At 47.8% G+C, this 17992-nt stretch carries 14 protein-coding genes; 4 read left to right on the forward strand and 10 right to left on the reverse strand.

The window, feature by feature from the left end; genetic code table 11:
• Nucleotides 1–91: 91 nt before the first annotated feature.
• Entirely contained in the window at nt 92–658 is a 567-nt protein-coding gene (cysC, locus tag AOA63_RS12285) for an adenylyl-sulfate kinase (RefSeq protein WP_053959968.1), read from the reverse strand.
• Between the two features lie 262 nt (nt 659–920).
• Here cysC and AOA63_RS19985 point away from each other — a divergent pair, with 262 nt between their 5' ends.
• Nucleotides 921–1808, forward strand: a complete 888-nt coding sequence (locus tag AOA63_RS19985; RefSeq protein WP_053959969.1) for a DUF1648 domain-containing protein — start codon at nt 921–923, stop codon at nt 1806–1808.
• Nucleotides 1809–1941: 133 nt separating this feature from the next.
• Here the strand turns inward: AOA63_RS19985 and AOA63_RS12295 are convergent, their stop codons facing one another.
• The 8 genes from AOA63_RS12295 to AOA63_RS12330 form a co-directional block, all read right to left on the reverse strand.
• Complete coding sequence (locus AOA63_RS12295; RefSeq protein WP_053959970.1) at nt 1942–2778, reverse strand: ABC transporter permease; 837 nt, start codon at nt 2776–2778, stop codon at nt 1942–1944.
• A 54-nt stretch (nt 2779–2832) separates the two neighbouring features.
• The gene (locus AOA63_RS12300) at nt 2833–3735 is read right to left on the reverse strand and encodes an ABC transporter ATP-binding protein (RefSeq protein ID WP_053959971.1); all 903 of its coding nucleotides are present in this window, start codon (nt 3733–3735) and stop codon (nt 2833–2835) included.
• Nucleotides 3717–4760 (reverse strand): hypothetical protein, encoded by a 1044-nt coding sequence (locus AOA63_RS12305; protein WP_053959972.1) that lies wholly within the window; start codon nt 4758–4760, stop codon nt 3717–3719. The genes AOA63_RS12300 and AOA63_RS12305 overlap by 19 nt, the downstream gene beginning before the upstream one ends.
• The gene (locus AOA63_RS12310) at nt 4702–5274 is read right to left on the reverse strand and encodes a sigma-70 family RNA polymerase sigma factor (RefSeq protein WP_053959973.1); all 573 of its coding nucleotides are present in this window, start codon (nt 5272–5274) and stop codon (nt 4702–4704) included. The genes AOA63_RS12305 and AOA63_RS12310 overlap by 59 nt, the downstream gene beginning before the upstream one ends.
• Before the next feature lie 477 nt (nt 5275–5751).
• Nucleotides 5752–6258 (reverse strand): GNAT family N-acetyltransferase, encoded by a 507-nt coding sequence (locus tag AOA63_RS12315; protein ID WP_053959974.1) that lies wholly within the window; start codon nt 6256–6258, stop codon nt 5752–5754.
• 173 nt (nt 6259–6431) lie between these two features.
• Nucleotides 6432–7232, reverse strand: coding sequence for an alpha/beta fold hydrolase (locus AOA63_RS12320; RefSeq protein WP_053959975.1), 801 nt, complete (start codon nt 7230–7232; stop codon nt 6432–6434).
• Between the two features lie 301 nt (nt 7233–7533).
• The gene (locus tag AOA63_RS12325) at nt 7534–9468 is read right to left on the reverse strand and encodes an acyltransferase family protein (RefSeq protein WP_197648394.1); all 1935 of its coding nucleotides are present in this window, start codon (nt 9466–9468) and stop codon (nt 7534–7536) included.
• A 335-nt stretch (nt 9469–9803) separates the two neighbouring features.
• Entirely contained in the window at nt 9804–10340 is a 537-nt protein-coding gene (locus AOA63_RS12330; protein ID WP_053959977.1) for a peroxiredoxin, read from the reverse strand.
• A gap of 288 nt (nt 10341–10628) precedes the next feature.
• On the opposite strand from AOA63_RS12330, the gene AOA63_RS12335 reads away from it, so the two are divergent.
• The 3 genes from AOA63_RS12335 (at nt 10629) to AOA63_RS12345 (ending at nt 14793) form a co-directional block, all read left to right on the forward strand.
• Nucleotides 10629–12788 carry an MMPL family transporter gene (locus AOA63_RS12335; protein WP_242848327.1) on the forward strand — a complete coding sequence of 720 codons (2160 nt, stop codon included), beginning with the start codon at nt 10629–10631 and terminating at the stop codon, nt 12786–12788.
• A gap of 380 nt (nt 12789–13168) precedes the next feature.
• Nucleotides 13169–13819, forward strand: a complete 651-nt coding sequence (locus AOA63_RS12340) for a hypothetical protein (RefSeq protein WP_053959979.1) — start codon at nt 13169–13171, stop codon at nt 13817–13819.
• 98 nt (nt 13820–13917) lie between these two features.
• Nucleotides 13918–14793 (forward strand): patatin-like phospholipase family protein, encoded by an 876-nt coding sequence (locus AOA63_RS12345; RefSeq protein ID WP_053959980.1) that lies wholly within the window; start codon nt 13918–13920, stop codon nt 14791–14793.
• 125 nt (nt 14794–14918) lie between these two features.
• On the opposite strand, the gene AOA63_RS12350 is transcribed toward AOA63_RS12345, so the two are convergent.
• The gene (locus AOA63_RS12350) at nt 14919–17861 is read right to left on the reverse strand and encodes a substrate-binding domain-containing protein (RefSeq protein ID WP_053959981.1); all 2943 of its coding nucleotides are present in this window, start codon (nt 17859–17861) and stop codon (nt 14919–14921) included.
• Between the last annotated feature and the right edge of the window lie 131 nt (nt 17862–17992).

Here is a 17992-nt window from a genome sequence, read left to right on the forward strand (position 1 = left end):
CACAAGTCAATTGCTCCGTGATACCTCCACCTCCTCCAATAAGCCTTTTGTTTATAGGGGCATTTTGCCTGTTATCAAGAGCGCCTTCATGTCAACACGGCCTTGGTGATATCAGAGGATAGCGCCCCTGTAAAAATTGCCAAAGAACATCTAAACTTTGTATCACGTCTAATTGGTCGGTAGGAATGCGAAGATCGGGTCGGATCGGCCGTTCGTAGGGTGAAGAAATTCCGGTAAATTCAGGGACAAGCCCTGCTTGCGCCTTTTGATAGAGCCGTTTGGGATCGCGTTGTTGGCAAATTTCTAATGGACAGTCGACATGGACTTCAATGAATTGTTCCGGTAAAAATAATTGGCGCAGCATTTGGCGATCTTTTTCAAACGGTGTAATAAAGGCGGACAGCACGATGACGCCCGCATCCACTAAAATTTTGGCCACATGTCCAGCACGGCGAATATTTTCGTGCCGATCTTGCGGAGAAAAACCCAAGTCTTGGCATAAGCCCTTTCGCAGAATATCCCCATCTAATACGGTCGTGGGATAACCTAACGTTCTTAAACGGGAAGCGAGTCCTTGCGCTAGTGTTGATTTACCAACTCCCGACAATCCCGTAAACCAAACAACAAAACGTGTATCGAACTTAGAATGACCGTCCACAGCATCCGCCCCTTGGCAAAGTTCATACGCAAACAAGTACTTGATTGGGATGAGCGTATGGCATTACCGATAATAGCAGATCGAATTGCATCTCACTGATAAATCCATTGAATTTCAGGGAAGTTTCAGGTTAAAAACCATTCTTAGACAAAATATGGAGCCTGGCGACCTAATTTCAGGTGACATTTTTTACGACGCTCCTTGGGCATTATTGCCTGGAGTATGCTGATGATGAGAAGGGACAGGGAAAGGAGTTTGTCTCATGAATTTTCGCCTAACCTATGCTGAAGCGTTACGAGTCACCGGGCCATGGATCTTTCTTCCAGCTCTCATAATATTTGCGATGGCCGCTATCAGTGCTATTTTATATTGGCGACATGGGTCTTCTTATAAAAACGCCAAAAGCATCACAGTGTTTCTCGTCGTATTCGGGCTTGTCATGGTCATTTTTGGTCTGTCCCTTTCTTTGTCGACTCAAGGAACCGGGTGGTCGTTGCAAAGGGGTATTTTAACGGTCGATACGGGAGTCGGCACGGTCAAAGTGGCAGCAAGCGATGTGCATACCTTGTGGGTGAATCATCACGGATCCTATGCTCTTGAGGAGCGTATCATTGGTACGAGCACAGGATCTTACCATGCTGGACGATTTGTATTGGCAAATGGGCGATCCGCGTGGGTCTTTGAATACGGAGATTTCCCGGTTCTTGTCATCCTTTCCCCCACCGAGACCATATTGCTTTCATCGCCCGGAATCTCGAAGTTGCCCTACGCTTTAAAGACAACAAACCATATACCTTTGACTGCGGTAGCTATTCAACCATCCAATCCATATGGAATGATTCTGATTATTATGGTGATGATCGTAGCGGTGGCGATACAACTGTTGATCAGTCGGCATTATGCCCCCTATCTGCCCGAACGCGTGGCCACCCATTTTGGTTTAAATGGTCAGCCTAATGGCTATGCCTCAAAAAGAGTTGCGCTTTGGCTAGGTCCCCTGATCTCTGTGATAGTGGCAATCCCTTTGCTTATGATTTCAGTTTTGCAACCATCATTTGGCTCCCCTTTAATCACGCCCTTTTCACTCACTGAACTGGTGTTGGTATTGATTTTTTGGTGGATGTTTCATATGAACCGAAAACAGGCTTAGTTCTTTGAGTATATTGGCCATGTTATTCTTGGCTGCTCTATAATTGCATCACTATTTGCACAACGTACCATTTTGTGGACGATTGTCTGCTGAGATTAGAATTCTTGGCTGTAGCGGCCGATTTACGTCACACCTAAAAATCAAGATGGTCAAACACGGTGCATGACAGCCACAGTGTGCTGGCTATGTAAAATAGGGCATAAATGACAATGGCAACGGGCACAGGATGGTTCCCCCCAAAAGGCCCTCCGGTCAATATTAAAGGATTGGAGGCCCCACCATTCCATTCATACCAAGCACGCCGATATAAGTCATCGGTTGGGAGAAGGAATTGGAATAGCACAAAGAGGTGGTGGGTCCAAGAATTCGACGGTGAATATGGCGCGATGGATCCTAGGATGAAATTCGCGATAAATGCTAGCCCCACCATAATGGCTGCGGTGATGTGAGGCAAAACGATGGAGCTGAAGAGGGCTAATATGTTAATCACCCAGGCTTCAGTGATAAACGCTGCAAGCAATTGCATGAGCGTGGGAATATTCAACGCGGCACCCGGGAAATGGGAGACGATTATCTCTTGGACCGTAACGATCACTAAAGGCAAATACAGCAACTCCAGGAAAGCGACTGTAAGCCATTTGCCCACTATGAGTTGCCAGCGTTTAATGGGGCGCGCCAAAACCACAAACAAGGTACCGTTATCGATGTCATTAGGAATGAATCCCGCCACAATGAAAATACCAATAAAGGCAATGACCAAGTTCATAAAAAATGCTGCTAAAAGCTTATCTCCGAAGAGGGTGGTGAGATTGCCTAAGGGATTGGTAGCGGCTGAATAGATACGCTGTTGCTGAATTTCCAGGTCAAAGACGATAAGAAAGAGGCAAGTCATGGCGATGAGAATGGGCAGCGTTTTACGCCGAATGAGTTCTTTAACGGTCATGGCAATAATTAAGCGAAGATTGTACATGAAATCTTCCCGTCCTTCAGATGTGGTTGTAATGTTTTAAGAGAGTAACTTTTCTTATGCATGGTGTAGTCGTTCTCGAAACCATTGTTCCAGGCTCCTTTTTTCCTCTTCCACCTCATAGACTAACGTGCCATACTGATGAAGAATTTGATGAAGACGCGGCAAATCGCTGCGGGAATGCGGGAAATGCCAATATGGTCCAACCCATGTTAAAGTTAGCCCCTGAGTGTGCAGTGCGTCTAAACATTGTGTTGATAAATCTTCAACATAGATGCGGTAACCACCATGCTGATTGTCTAAGGCCGCGGTCAAAGAGCCCATATAGAGAATCTCCCCCCGGTCTATTAAGGCCACACGGTCACACAAATTTTCCATATCACTGAGCAAGTGACTGTTAAGAAAAATTGTACGTCCTTGTTGACGACAGGCTTTAAACAGTTCAGCCATATCGTGACGCCCTAAGGGATCCAATGCCGACGTAGGTTCATCGAGAAAAAGCAATTGGGGATCCCCGATCAAGGCGATAGCAAGGCCAAGACGTTGTTGTAATCCTTTGCTCAGGGATTTGACCCGGCTTCTGTAACGTCCCTTGAGACCAACCTGATCCAAGATCTCTTCGATTCGTTGGGAATCACGGGGTAAGCCGGACAGTTGCTGATGTTCCGTCAAGATCTCAGAGACCGTTAACCAAGGAGGATATCGGAAGAGTTCAGGTAAGTATCCAATCTTTTGGCGAATCTGCACATCCCGGTAAGAATGGCCCAAAAGACGGGCAGTGCCCGCCGTGGGAGAAACCAACCCTAATAGCATTTTGACGACCGTGCTTTTGCCCGCACCATTGGGCCCTAAAAATCCGAAGATTTCTCCTGGCCGGACAATGAGACTGACATTGTGGACTGCGGTGCGTGTGCGGTATATCTTTTTTAAGGCTACAGCTTCTATGGCGTTGGAAACCATATAGAGACCTGCCTTTCAAATTGTTTGAGAGAAAGATGTCCTGAATAGTTCAGGTTATAGAGCACGCCATGTCGAATCCACGTGATTTGATCGGTATTACCCATGATATCGATGATGGCTGGCGCGCCTTGAACATGCCAATGGATAATGGGGGCTTGGGTGGGAATGAACAACGTGGAATCCAACTGATTACCCGCCGATGATAATTCTTGCGATACCGGAGGCGGCAAGAATGGCAATCCTTGAAGAGCTTTAATAACTTGTTTGACATTAACGTCTGGCGCAATCACCAGTTGCGGAACGTGAGCAATGATGAGGGTGATGAAAGGCTTCTGACTTTGTGCAGTTAACTGCGTGATGGCAGGAATCTTGATTACGATTGGAACCCCATTGAGAGAGGCCGGGAACCGTGTTGTATCCCCTTCTTCGGCTAACAATTGATTGATGGCCGGAATATTCAAAGTTAGTTGCAGACGGCTAGGCGGCTGGATCGTCGCAGTGGGTGTGGGCCAGGATTTAGGCCAAATGGCCACGGTGGGATCATGCTGGGCCAGTGACTGCCAATTTACAGAGGTCTGAATATGGCCTAATGATGTCATAGTAATGGACCCATAGTGGCGGATATTAACGTGTCCTCCTTCGGTAATTTGCGAAGAGATCTGGGCGATTTGCTGCGGGGTTAGCTGGAAGGCATTGACCTGGCGAAAAGAGAGCGTTTGCCATACACTGGCCAGAACCCGGCGACTAAACGGAATGAGAGAGGATACGATAAGCAATAAAGCTAAGAGTGAGGCAATGAGGCTGTAGCGGGGAAGTCGAATGGGTGGATTAAGCCATAAGTGGTGTGGGGAATTTCCTTCACCTAGAGCTTCAGCACTCATGGCACTCAGAACGGCCATGTCGCGCAATCGGGCCTGACAACTGCTGCAAGAGGCAAGATGTTCTGTGAGTTCTTCATCGATAAAGTCAGTTGTTTCGTGGTCGAGGAACTCGAGCCACTGCTGGTCGAGCGGACAACTGTTCATGCGCACCCTCCTGTTCTGTGTAATAGGCTTGTCGCAATTTTTTTAACGCGCGTAACAACACCATGCCGACCTGGGCAGAATCAATGCCCATTTTTTGGGCAATCTCTTTATATCGGTATCCATTGTGTCTGAGCCATAAAATTTCTTGATCCCGGGAGGATAACTGGGTCAAAGCTTTTTTAAGGAGCTGCCGATCCAATTCCTGAAGAGATAAATCTTCGGCAGAAGGACTAGCCGCGTCCAAAATTTGCGAATGCTCTTGGTGTTTATTTATTTCTCGCAGCCGGTCAAAACACAAATGGGTCACGACGGTCCGGAGCCAAGCGGGAGTATTTCGATAGTCTTTTAAAGGTTGATGAATTAAGCGCGTAAACGCTTCTTGTACGACATCTTCTGCACTATGACGATTATTCCCTAATAGGAATTGGGCATAGCGAACCAGTTTGTCGAATTGCTCGGCGTATAAACAGTCTACGTCTGGCATATGACGGGGCATTTTTCGCTTTAGGGTCATAACCTCTCCTCCTATCTTACAAACGTTGAGCGATAGGGTTTATAACCATGATGAATGAACTTTTGGTATTTGGGGGAAGGCGGATAAAATTGCCGAGGATGGGAAACTTCACAAATGGGTGATAGAACCTAAAAAATCGATGCTGGCAATGTGGTTGATGAACCTTCATTTTATTATAACCGTCTGAGATTCGTGGCCCTGCCTCAAACAATAAATGGAAAGCAACATTGAACAACGCTCAAAAAATACGAGAAAGTCGACAACGTTGAAAATGATATAGATGTTTCCACGAATGGGGTCCTCAAACCTAAGACGTTAAAAATGCCTGTAGAACCTCGTATTTTTTGGTGATTTCATGCTTAATAAGGGGAATGCGTGCGGGCGGTTTTTTCAAACAGAAGATTCACCTTCATGATGATAAAGCTCCCGAAAGCCCAAAGGATGCGAAAGAATTGGTCGTGTGGATAATTGATTTGTTCACAGGGATTTTTTCATGACCATGGCTGGCATGGACTTCGTTCCCCAAGTCAACCAGATGTTATCGACGAGATGAAAGCCGTTGCGAATCCAGAAATTCATAACCCGGTCACTGTAGTCTTTGACGAGGTCGATGCGGATACAACGAGTCTCGTAAGAAGAAATTAAGTAATCTTCCAGCGCCTGATAAATTTGTTGACCTAATCCTTGATGAGCAAAGTTTTGATGAATCATCAGCAGGGATAAATACGATTCGATATCCGGCTTGAAATCGATCAGTCCAGTAATGTCCTGAGATGCTCTGTTTACCACTTTACAGGACCAAAATCCAGCTTCTTTCATGAAATGAATTTCATCGGTCATCCATTGCCGATTTATCCCATTCTTTCCGAGATGTGTCTGGATAAAAAGGGTGTGGGAATTATATACATGAACTAACTGTTCAATTTCTTTAGGATCCGAGGGATTGACTAAATGAACATCGGCATCGTGAGTCTGAAAAATCATCCGGGGTGCCTCCAATTTCTTAAGATGCGTCGCGACCAATTTGGTTTACGGGAGGAATTATTGGACGAATTGACTAGAACATGGACCCCAAGGGATGAATCTGTTCGTCGAGTGCTATGGAGTGATCACCCTTTGGATTTATCGTTTGGTCCATGAAAACTTTCCACACACCGTTATGGGTAGATCTTTTTGAGGAATCCCAAAAGCAGTTCGGTAATCTCTTGGGGTTTGGACAGGTTAGGAAAGTGTGCGGCATTGGGTATACGAACAGTGATAATTTGCGCTAATGTCTGTTCTAAATAATCGCTGACCGCCCAGCAAAAGGCCGTATCATGGTCCCCGACAACGACCATGACAGGCATGGTAAGATTTTCGACTGCGTGAGTATCATCTATATCAAGATAGGAAGCAAAGCCCTCAGGGTGATTATTGAGAAAATCCCGGTACATCAGACGAAACAATTCGCGATGATCCTCAGATACATCCTGTTTACGGCCTTTAAGGCCAATCAGCCAAATGGCCTCCGCCAGGTTGAGAAGTTGCTCGGTATCACGGGTGGCTAAGGCCGCTTCATATTCCTTGTAGATGGATGGTTCCGGGATATGAAGCTCCGGTTGATACCCAAAGAGTCCGCTACCTAATAAGACAATCGAGCGGATTCGATGGGGGTAATGAATTGCCGCGTGGATTGATATTGCGCCCCCTAAAGAGGATCCTACCAAGGTCGCGGTGTCTACCTGTAAATAATCTAACAGCGCCATCAGTGTATCCGCCGGATCGTCATGACCCGGAACGTTATCGCTTAATCCATGGCCCGGTAAATCGTAAGTAATACACTGGTAGTGATGAGACAATAGGGTGATTTGTTCTGTCCATTGCCTGTGATCGCTTAAAGCTGAATGAAGAAAAACCACCGACGGCCCCATACCATAAACCTCATACCAGATTGTTCCTTGACCGGTAACGAATTGCATGCACTATTATCTCCTTTTGCAAGACTAATGAGATTTTTCAACCGATCAGTGCTGAATTCATCATGAATTATCCCAAAAATCGTGTCAATCAAGAATTTATGGTGAGACAACACGCAATGTTCCGAGACATTAGAACGTCACGCAATTCTTCTTAGGGGCTAGAGAGAAGTCGGGTTTAAAAAGCGCCTTCACGTGACGGCACGGCTGTTATCGGGTTTTTTGATTTGGTGGAATTGACCCGAGATGTTGTCTGTAGGTGTTCTGTTTTTTTCGAAAATACCGCGACCACCGCTCAGTCATATCAATGAGAAGGATAAGCTAAATCACCTTTTAAAGAGCGATCTTCTAAAATTTTTACGGCATGGGCGATTAACGACGCATAATATGCCGCACCTTGGGGATTGAGATGAACCCCGTCCGGATAGAAATCATACGGTTTTCCAGCACTCGCTTGATACCAGTTTACGATGTGTACGCGCTGAGGAAATTGTTGTGCACCTTGGGCGAGCGTGCTATTAACGATATTTTGCCATGGTCGGGGTACCCTGGTATTGACGAAAATAATTTGGCGATGACCCAGGGAGGTGATGACCGCATCAAGTTGTTGTAAGGTAAAAGGTCCGTTAGTTCCTAATTCGATAATCACGTAATGTCCGAGGAATCCTGCCTGGCGCAATTGGGCAATAACTTCCGGTACCTGGATAAATTGTCGGCCAATCTGGGCACTGATCACAATTCCGGGCAGTAATTGCCGCAGATAGGGCGTGGCATCAATCATGATGGAATCGCCAATGGCGGTGACCGTGTCCTGATGCGGATCAAGGCTCTGGGACGATGCAACGGAAGATGGGCCCTTAGGCGTTGAAGACGATGAGGACGGTCGCGGACTGGATGATGAGATGGATTTGACAAGGGTTTTGGAAATCGGTTGCCAAGATGGTGCATTTGTGCCCGGATTTGTGGAGGAGGATGATGGAAGGATTTGTGTGGTTGTGACCGGATCTGCTGCCACCGCTGTGGTTTTAGACAAAAGACCGCTCATTCCACTGGTGTCGACTGCTATGAGCATTAAGAGCACAATCGCTCCGGTCCAGGCTTTGTATGAGAGCGTCTTCCACTGGGAGGGATGGACGATTTGACGAAAGCTTTTGTCCCACCGCCCTTGCCGTATCGGTTGTTCGAGAAAATGCCACGATAAAGCGGCAATAAGAATACTGGCTATGACTTGTAAAATGCCCCGGAGGATATTGGGGGTCCCCATAGAGGTTAACGGGGTAGTCAATACAATCACCGGATAATGCCATAAGTAAATGCCGTAAGAACGCACCCCGAGCCATCTTAACGGGCGACTTCCTAAAATACGGTTGAGGTAGGACCAAGGAGCCGCGAGAGCCGCCACTAAAAACGCGCTCGTGACCGCTAAGATGAACATACCGCCGCGATATAGGAAGGGTTGATACTCATTGGTGAAAATCACCATAGCGGTAAACATGAGAAGTCCCAACAGGCCAAGCAAATCAACGAGATGGCGTTTTCGTTGAGAGAGTACAGGAAGATGGCGGCTTGGCCAGAGGAAGGCCAGCTCAGCGCCGATTAAGAGGGCAAAAGCCCGGGTGTCGGTCCCATAATAGACACGGTTAGGATTAGCTCCAGGATGGTACAAAATGGCCATGAGCCCCGCGGAGATTAGCGCCAATCCGAGGATGAGAATAAGGCGGTGTCGCCGTATTTTCACAAAACGTAAAAGCCCAAAGAGGAGTAGAGGCCACAACAGGTAAAATTGTTCTTCAACGGCTAGGGACCACAAATGCGTGAGGGGAGAAGGGGGGCCAAATTGTGAAAAATATGAGACATGATGATAGATATACCACCAGTTGCTCACATAAAAAAGAGCAGCCAGCACATCTTGACGAAGCGCTATAATTTGATGGGGATCAAAGAGAATGACCCAGCTCATCACAATCAGCAAGAGAGCCCACAAGGCAGGTAACAAGCGCCGAGCTCGCCGCACCCAAAAATGGCGGAGATTGAGGTTTCCTGTTTTTTCATAATGCGCCAATAAGATATCGGTAATGAGATAACCAGACAGGACAAAGAACACGTTGACTCCCAGTAATCCCCCAGGAGCAAAGGGCCACTGCAAATGGTAAAAAATCACGGCTAATACCGCTAATGCGCGTAATCCATCAAGACCAGGCATATAGCGTGCCTGGCCCTCTACGGGTCTTGGCATCATATTCACCTCATGAAGTTCCCTTAGAGACCATGAACAAAGTCCTTAAGAAAGGGCTTCGAGCCTCCCATGGTGGCGACGTATCCGCGAGGCCATCGATCACTTGCTTCACTAATGTAACGCCAGTCTCTTAGGTAATGTTACGGTTCTGCTGCCGTGTCCGAAAAAATAATTGGCTGGTTGTGGAACCGGACAAGAGGCTACAGATTCCACCCAAGCATACGCTCCAAAAGGGGATGTTTAGAACGATAAACCAGGTATTTCCCATGATTTTTCCGATCAGAAAAAGGTGCTGGCTATCAGCACCTTTTTATCCTTGTTTGAGACATTGGAGGCTGTTAGGGGTTCAACAACGGTTTGCCCGGCGTCCAGTTGACAGGGCATAAACCTCCAGCCTGAATGGCTTGAAGCACCCTTAAGGTTTCATCGACTGAACGACCAACATTGAGGTTATGTACAACTTCATATTCCACAATGCCCTCAGGATTGATGATGAATAATCCGCGGTATGCTGCACCTTCTTCGGGCACATAGACCATATAGCGTCGGGATACATCATGTGTCCAGTCACTGGCTAACGGATATCGAATTTGTCCTATGCCACCTTGATCGGGGTTTTGTGCCATCCACGCCTTGTGAACATAAGGACTGTCCGTCGAAACACCCAAAATCTCGGCATCTAACTCATGAAAACGGTCATAGGCCTCAGACAATCCTGTGACTTCGGTCGGGCACACAAAGGTGAAGTCATGAGGATAGAAAAAAAGCACGAGCCATTTGCCACGGTATTGTTCTAACCGGACATGTTCGGTTTCACCATTAGGCATGACAGCCGGCATATCAAAAGACGGGGCAGGTTTTCCTACCAGAGCCATATCGATTCCTCCTTGAATTGTTTTATGCTATCACGTTGTGAGGGTTTTTGATCCTCACAAAAGAGTCGCGTAAGCCTGATGCTTAACCCGATAATCACGTGACTTAAGGAAAATCTTTCATGCATAAATTAGTGTAACCAATATCGGTAAATTTGTGCATTACCCATCCGCATCATTGTAAGGCGCATCGGAAAATATCGTTGCAAAGTGAAGGTCAAGGAAATAGCCTATGGGGATTGTGATACCATTATTTTTATGGGGAGATTTCAGCCTAGTTGAGGTGGAAACATGATGGCGAACGGGTGGACGTTGTTTTTGACCCGGCGAAAATGGTTTGTCATTGCCGGCTGGATTATTGTTCTGGCGATGACGCTGCCTTTGGCGTTAAATGTCACAAAACATTTAACGGCGAATGGATTTAATCGGCCCGGTACCCGTGCCACGTGGGCGACAAACCAGCTGTCACGACTTCACCCCGTCCAGACGCCTAAACCGCTTTTGATTACGGGTGTGTCCTTTCACCAAGTGACCCTATTGGCTCACCGAGAGCATATTGCGAGCCAAAGCCTTCATCGCATGTCCACAAATGAGGCGCTCTATTTGCCAGCCCCTAAAACCTCACTGGCCGAGGTGAATGCGTTTACCCACTTAATTCGGCAGCATCACGGGCAATGGCAAGAGGTTACGCAAGATACCGCAGGAAAAACCGTATCGCATGACAGTTCCAAAACTTTGGCTTTAAGTGGCATACTCGCCCTACCTTTTTTGGCGGTTCTTTTGTTTTTTGTATACGGGTCTTTGGCCGCGATCACCTTGCCCTTAATTATTGCTGTGATGGGATCCGAACTGGCGTTGGCTGTTGTGTCGTTGATTGAAACGCACATTCAGCTTTCTGTCTTTTTAACAGACATCGTGAGTTTTTTGGCATTAGGGGTGGGTATCGATTATGCCTTGTTCATTAGCAACCGGTTTCGTCTGGCCTTAGCCCTGGGCAAAAATGTACCCGATGCGGTGCACGAAAGCATGCGTCATGCTGGCCGTTCCGTATTTTATTCCGGCATTGCGGTAGCCCTGGCGGTGGCGGCTTTGCTGCTGGGTGGGGACGCTTATTGGAGAGGATTGGCACTTGGCGGGGCGATAGCAATTGCCTCGGTGCTTTTAGCGACCCATACACTGCTCCCCGCAATTATGACCGTGATGGGTAGGCATATTAATTGGGGCAGTCTTAAACGTGTTCCACAATTCGGATTGTGGCGGCGTGTGGGCGATTTCGTAACCAACCAACCGGTTCTGTCGATTGTGATAAGTGTGGTCTTGCTCTTACCCCTGGCTGTCTTTGGACCGCAAATTCGCATGCAAACGCCGGCAAATTTAGCCAGTATGCTGCCCGTGACGAGTCCCATTCGTCAAGCCATTCATAAAGAGCAACAACTGTTAGGTCCGGGCAGCATTGCGCCCTTGGCGGTCGTCATCAATTTACCGTCATCTTTATCCCAGCAATTGAGTTGGACCCAAATTTCTCAGCTCACGTACCACCTCGCCTCGTTGCCTGGCGTAAAAAGCGTGGCATCCCCGACCCAAGTGGGTCTAACAGCGCAACAACTGGCCTTCTTATTTCAACACCCCTCCTTACAACCACCGGCCCTTAAGACCGCCTTGAGCAATTTCACTGCGCCTCACTCTTCCCATTTGGTAGTGCTTTATGTAACGGCTACGACAGGCCCTGATAACCCTCAGACTTCGGATTTGGTGCATCATATCAATCAAAATCTTCCCAAGTGGCTCCCTGCAGGGACACAAGCGGGGGTTGGGGGCCAAGTGCCGATTTTGCGCAGTTTTAATCAGTTAACCAAGGCCCGTATGCCCTTGATTATTGCCACAGCTTTGACAGTGGCTCTCGTTGTATTGGCTGTTGCGACGGGATCCGTGATTCAGGCTGTCTTAGGTGTGCTATTTGATGCGCTGGTGGCGCTCGCAACCGCCGGTTTATTAGTTTTGGTCGTGCAACAAGGTCATTTTGGATTTGAAGCTCAGCCGCTGGACAGTTCCATCACGCCCTTAATCTTTGTCTTGCTATTTGGTCTGTCGATGGATTATGAAGTGATTTTATTACACCGGATTCAAGAGCCCTTAAAAGAAGGAAAATCTGTCCGCCAAGCAGTGCGGCATGGCATTTCGACGACTGGTTCGATGATTACTGGCGCGGGAATGATTATGGTTGTTGTATTTTTGGCCTTGTTAATTAGCCCTTTGCAAGTGATGAAAACCCTGGCTATTGGTCTCAGTTTTGCGGTGTTAATTGACACCTGGGTGGTGCGGTCTTTGTTAGTCCCAGCGACTATCACCCTTCTTAACACCAATGCCTATTGGCCATGGCGTGTTCCTATCTCCGTCTCCACAAATCAAGAAGATAGCATACCGCCTTCTCAATATGAAGAAGAAGAGTAGAACTTCATGGGTCGACCATGAAGAATTCGTTATTCAACAGTGCCTTCTGACCCACGCATGGTTTTTTCTCATGGAGTCATTTAGACGTGAGAAATGACATCTCCTGCTTCAGATCGCCTGGGGAACATTCGTCCACGAAATCCTCTATGCGACGCCGCGTGAGACATCCTGAAAGACTGTATCAATCTCTGCCCGACGCTATGATTAATGCCATCGTCAACAACTCCTACTGTGTCTCAGGAGATGTAGTGGGGATTTGCGCATTCGGATGATCGGGGAGGGTCTCAAAAATGGCAAAATTATGGTTAAATAGGATGCCTAGTTGGCTTGGGAGGAAAACAACGAGAATTACCCTCATGACATGTTTTGGAGTGCTCACTATGGGGTCTGTGACTTTGGCGGCTTCGCCTCCTGGACCATCTTCCGGATCAAATTTTACTCTCACAAAATTCACGGCCACGCCAAGTGGAACATCCACGAGCTATCAATTAACCATGACCGTCACTCAGACTAGTGCCGATGGCAGTGATTTTGGAACCGGCTCAAATGCTAGTCAACAGGAAGTTCATGCATTTCCTCACACCATATACCTTGTACTGCGCGCGGCCAACGGAAATGTGATTGATCAAACGGCAAATCATCCTTTACAAGCGACATTGGTATCAAGCACCCCGGCAACTGGCATAACGTATGATCAAGATGAAAAGGGATCCGTTGCTGCCACGGCGACCTACAGTCTCACGATGCCCCAAAACGTGACATCGTCAGATACTCTTGAGATTTATCCATATAATGTGGGACCCGGTTCATCCTTCTCTAATAGCCAGTATGTTTTTCGGATGGGTCCAAGTAACGATCAATCTTTTGCGGATGATATTGTTAGTGGTGTAACGACTGTGGGAACACTGCCTGTCGGTCAACTTCCAGAAGTTCCTTATGCGGCAGGACTTCCTGTTTTGGGATTGGCAGTGGTTTTAGCGAGTTGGTGGCGTCATGAGCGGTCTGCTCATCAATCAAAAAGATCTTGTTAATAAATTAGGTAATTTTTGAAAGCAGCCATAAGACAAGATGCGCGAGCCCTCTTTACGGCATACGTTGAATCAAGACGATTGAGTGAGGAGGGCATAGAGTGTTTACGCTCGCATTGTCAGGAGGCGGTTTATTAGGCGCCGCACATTTAGGAGTGTTAGAGGTCTTGGCGGAAAAACATGTTGAGCCCACCGCGGTAGCGGGAACTTCAGCGGGAGGGCTTGTTGCCTCTCTTGTGGCTTCCAAGGTGCCGGTGTCTACCATGATTGCATGGGCCAAGGACGTGACGACCCATCCCTGGGATTTTTTCGACTTGAATATTAAAGGTTTGGTTGAAGAGATTTGGCCTGATGATCATGAGCCCGCGACCGGTCTCATCAATCCCGAAAAGTTTTTGAAAAGCCTTATCCGCTTAGCACCGGGTATTGAGACCATAGGCGACTGGAAAATGCCGTGTACGATTATTTCAGTCGATATTGCCCGTATGATTCCGGTAGCATTTAGTCCGGTAACCGGGTTACAGTCTCCTGAGCCGGGCTGGCAGATTATTTCCCAAGCGGATTTGCTCTGGGCTCTTAATGCCACCATGGCCATGCCCGGATTATTTGACGCGGTGCGCCGGGGCACTCATTTGTATGTTGATGGGGGCATTGCCAATACCTTGCCCAGTGACTGGGCTTACCAGTTGAGCCCCTATCCCGTGTTAGCTGTCAATGTAGCGCCGACAACTGTCGTCAATGGTGAGCATATGGGCATCGCAGATATTCTCTCACGCTCCGAATCCTTTGTTACCCAATACTTATCCGATGTGGAAAATCGGGGATATCCGATTTTAACGATTAGTCCTCCTACCGAAGGCACTCCGTTCTTTGGATTTCATGATTATGATCATCTTGTAGACATCGGGCGTCAAACCGCACTGAAAGCCTGGCCGCAAATTGAAGCCTTCATCAGTACTGGAACCCCGAATTCCTAGGCGAGGGTGAATGATGAAGGCGTTGTGGATATCTTAAGAAGACTTGCGAATATGCCATGAATTAGGCAGATTGTGAATATGAATTCGTCCCTGGCGGATTTCGACGTCTATAGAATAATCCGGGGTTAAGGAAATGTCGGACCCAAAGGGCCTAAGTCGCCTGGATGCAGGTGGAGGGTTTTTTGGGTCACGTCAATATCCATGCCTAGGAGCACTTGCAAGAGCAAAAACGGAGCCCCTGCTGCCCAAGCTTGAGGACTGCAGGCGGCGGGGTAGGGATAGGGCCCAAAGGGAGCCGGTTCGCCCGAAAACAGTTCAGGCAAGCGGCCATAAGGGAATTGACTGGCGGCTTGAAGGAGACTCCAAGAGAGCATGTGGGCTTCTGGCCATAGGCCATAATGGGAGAGCCCTTTGGCAATGAGCGCGGTATCATGAGGCCATATGCTGCCCCGGTGATAGCTGTACGGATCATAGGTGAGGGCGTCCGAGGATAGGGTGCGAATTCCCCATCCGGAATATAAAACCGGTGACATTAAAATCTTAGCGACATCCAGGCTCCGTGAATGGGGCACAATACCCGTCCACAGACATTGTCCGGCATCGGAGGTTAAAACGTCTAACGGACGGCCACTATGGTCCAGGGCTAAAGCATAATAACTTTTTTCGTCTAACCAATAGCGTTTATGAAACTGGCGTTTGAGCTGTTTGGCCCGTTTTAGCAATTCTTGAGCTTTGGGAGACTGGTCTGTTGATTGGTAATATTGGCTCATTAAGATCAGGGCCCGGTAGGCATATCCTTGCACCTCACTCACTGCCAAAGGAGGAATGGCATGTTCTCCGGTGCTGTACACCATTGAATCAAAGGAATCTTTCCATGATTGAATAACGAGTCCATGATCAACATGGTTCTGGAAGGAAAATAAGCCGGTTTGGGAGTCTTGGGCTCCAAGAAGCCAATTCAGCGCTTTTTCAGCTGCCGGCATTAAGTCCGCCATCATGTGGTGATTGCCCGTTCGTTTCCACGTTTCCATAAGCAATATTAAAAACAGCGGCGTGACATCCACCGAACCATAATAACGGGCAAAGGGCACTTGGCGACTCCGAGCCATTTCTCCCAGACGGATTTCATGAATCATTTTTCCAGGCTCTTCTTCAGTCGTGGGATCGACCTTTTTGCCTTGCCAGGCGGCTAAAGTGTATAACGTGTTTTGTGCAATGACAGGATTCCACAGTAAATATTGATAGGACGCGATGATCGCGTCGCGGCCAAAAAATGTGCCAAACCAGGGAAGTCCAGCCATAGGCACTGGACCATGGCCAAAGTCAGTCAAGAGCATGTGATAATCTTGATGGGCTTGGGAGATGACGAGATGCCAGGGATATTCATCGAAAATAAAGTGAGGATCGAGTGTTAGGGGATTCCTAACCTTCTTAAGACGGGTTTGGGGAATTTCTGGCACCGGGTTGTGCCAGGAAATTCTCAGGGTCAATTCGCCGCATGTTTCTTGAGCATCGATGCACCATTTCCAGTCGCCGTCAAGAGCGTGAATCGGACTTTTGTCAGCACTCATGCGGAGCACGCGGGTAATGCCGTCAATGCCTTCATATTCTAAACGGTATTCTTCATTCTCAGATGCCTTGCGTTTGATGCCGCTTCGGATTTTGGGGGTACCCCGCAATTCGAAAATATCGGTAAAATCAGCATCTATGCTTAATGACAAGTTCCACGGCTCTAAAGATCCGTAATGCTGCCATTGCCAGTGATCCGTAAAATGGTCGGCATGAAGCGTGAGGCAGCGCTGAAGAACCCGGGTCATCCCATCTTGCTGGATGACATAATGCCAGGTCAACGTATTGGCCGTGACATCAAAATGTAAGGGATCGGGTACCTCCTCTCCAATCCGCCACTGGTAGATGGATACCATACGCGTATCGTAGCAATAGATACCGTGACGTTTGGATTCCATTTCAATACGCCCCTGGGGCGAGAAGATGGCGAAAGTCGGGCCTGCTTTAAGGACAGGTTCTTTAAGATTGGTCCGGGGGGTTTGATAGATGGCCGGAATTCCGGTCGATCCACGAATATTGAGGTGAGGGATGACGCGCACGCTATGAACCGGCTGACCTTGAATCGAATTAATGAGCATGTTGGCCATTTGATACCCGGCCTCTTTCAGATTGATGTCCATGCTGGAAAGCGGAGAATGCATGTGAAGAGATGGGGAGAGAGGCTCCAAACTCATAATCGAGAGCTGGCGGGGCACATGAATGCCCAAATCGCCGGCACAGCGCCGGGCTTGTAGTGCCCCATGGCCACTTGTCACTAATAAAGCAGTGGGGGGAGAAATTTGGGTTAAGAGCTCATAGGTCAGATGATAGCTATCATCCTTCATTTTGTCACGAGCCAGAACATCGTGAGGATTAAGATGCGCCTTAACCATGGCCGCCGCATATCCTTGCCGGTACCGTTCAATGTTTGGGGTCAGCTCATCCGGAATGATTAGAGTAATGCGCTGATGGCCTAAATCGATTAAATATTGTGTCGCAATCCGCGCCGCTTCTTCAAAATCCGTATCGTACGAGAGATGGGGTTCATGATGGGCACCGTAGACCACAAAAGGCAGGTGATTACGGGTCAAAATATCGCGGTAACGTTCTAGTCCCGGGTCATCAAATAAAATAAGGCCGTCGATGCGTCCCGAGCGGCTTACCTGTTCTAGATATGAGACGATGTCGCCTATCGTGGGCGATAGAACCATGACATGGTAACCCTTTTCCTGACAAGCCGCTATCACGCCTTCCATGAGTGTGGGGAAAATGCCCTCGGGTCCATTCGGAGTGAGCGAGGCGGGCAGCAAAATCCCAATGGTTTCCGATATTCCTCGCACCAATATCCGTCCCCGGACGTTGGGAGCATAATTTAGTATCCGTGCGGCATCATGCACTTTTTGAATCGTTTCTTGGGAAAAATGCCCTTGATTATTGAGCACATAAGAGACGGTAGCGATAGAAACTCCCGCTAACTTGGCCACATCGCCAATCCGTGCCCGGCGAGAGGATTGCGACATAAGATCCCTCCACAAACAGTTAAACGTTTCAGTGAAACGATTGAATTATAACCAAAAGTATGCCATAATACACCAAGTTTTCAAAATACTAATCACTAAATCGACAAACCTGATTTGTACTAAATGAACTG

It is taken from the genome of Sulfobacillus thermosulfidooxidans, from assembly GCF_001280565.1.
GTDB classification, from domain to species: domain Bacteria; phylum Bacillota; class Sulfobacillia; order Sulfobacillales; family Sulfobacillaceae; genus Sulfobacillus; species Sulfobacillus thermosulfidooxidans_A.

Coding starts and splice junctions, on each gene's coding strand:
- AOA63_RS12300 (WP_053959971.1), bottom strand. CDS start 3,735: ATGGTTTCCAACGCCATAGAAGCTGTAGCCTTAAAAAAGATATACCGC.
- AOA63_RS12350 (WP_053959981.1), bottom strand. CDS start 17,861: ATGTCGCAATCCTCTCGCCGGGCACGGATTGGCGATGTGGCCAAGTTA.
- AOA63_RS12310 (WP_053959973.1), bottom strand. CDS start 5,274: ATGACCCTAAAGCGAAAAATGCCCCGTCATATGCCAGACGTAGACTGT.
- AOA63_RS12335 (WP_242848327.1), top strand. CDS start 10,629: ATGATGGCGAACGGGTGGACGTTGTTTTTGACCCGGCGAAAATGGTTT.
- AOA63_RS12295 (WP_053959970.1), bottom strand. CDS start 2,778: ATGTACAATCTTCGCTTAATTATTGCCATGACCGTTAAAGAACTCATT.
- AOA63_RS12325 (WP_197648394.1), bottom strand. CDS start 9,468: ATGATGCCAAGACCCGTAGAGGGCCAGGCACGCTATATGCCTGGTCTT.
- AOA63_RS12305 (WP_053959972.1), bottom strand. CDS start 4,760: ATGAACAGTTGTCCGCTCGACCAGCAGTGGCTCGAGTTCCTCGACCAC.
- AOA63_RS12315 (WP_053959974.1), bottom strand. CDS start 6,258: ATGATTTTTCAGACTCACGATGCCGATGTTCATTTAGTCAATCCCTCG.
- AOA63_RS12320 (WP_053959975.1), bottom strand. CDS start 7,232: ATGCAATTCGTTACCGGTCAAGGAACAATCTGGTATGAGGTTTATGGT.
- AOA63_RS19985 (WP_053959969.1), top strand. CDS start 921: ATGAATTTTCGCCTAACCTATGCTGAAGCGTTACGAGTCACCGGGCCA.
- AOA63_RS12340 (WP_053959979.1), top strand. CDS start 13,169: ATGGGGTCTGTGACTTTGGCGGCTTCGCCTCCTGGACCATCTTCCGGA.
- AOA63_RS12330 (WP_053959977.1), bottom strand. CDS start 10,340: ATGGCTCTGGTAGGAAAACCTGCCCCGTCTTTTGATATGCCGGCTGTC.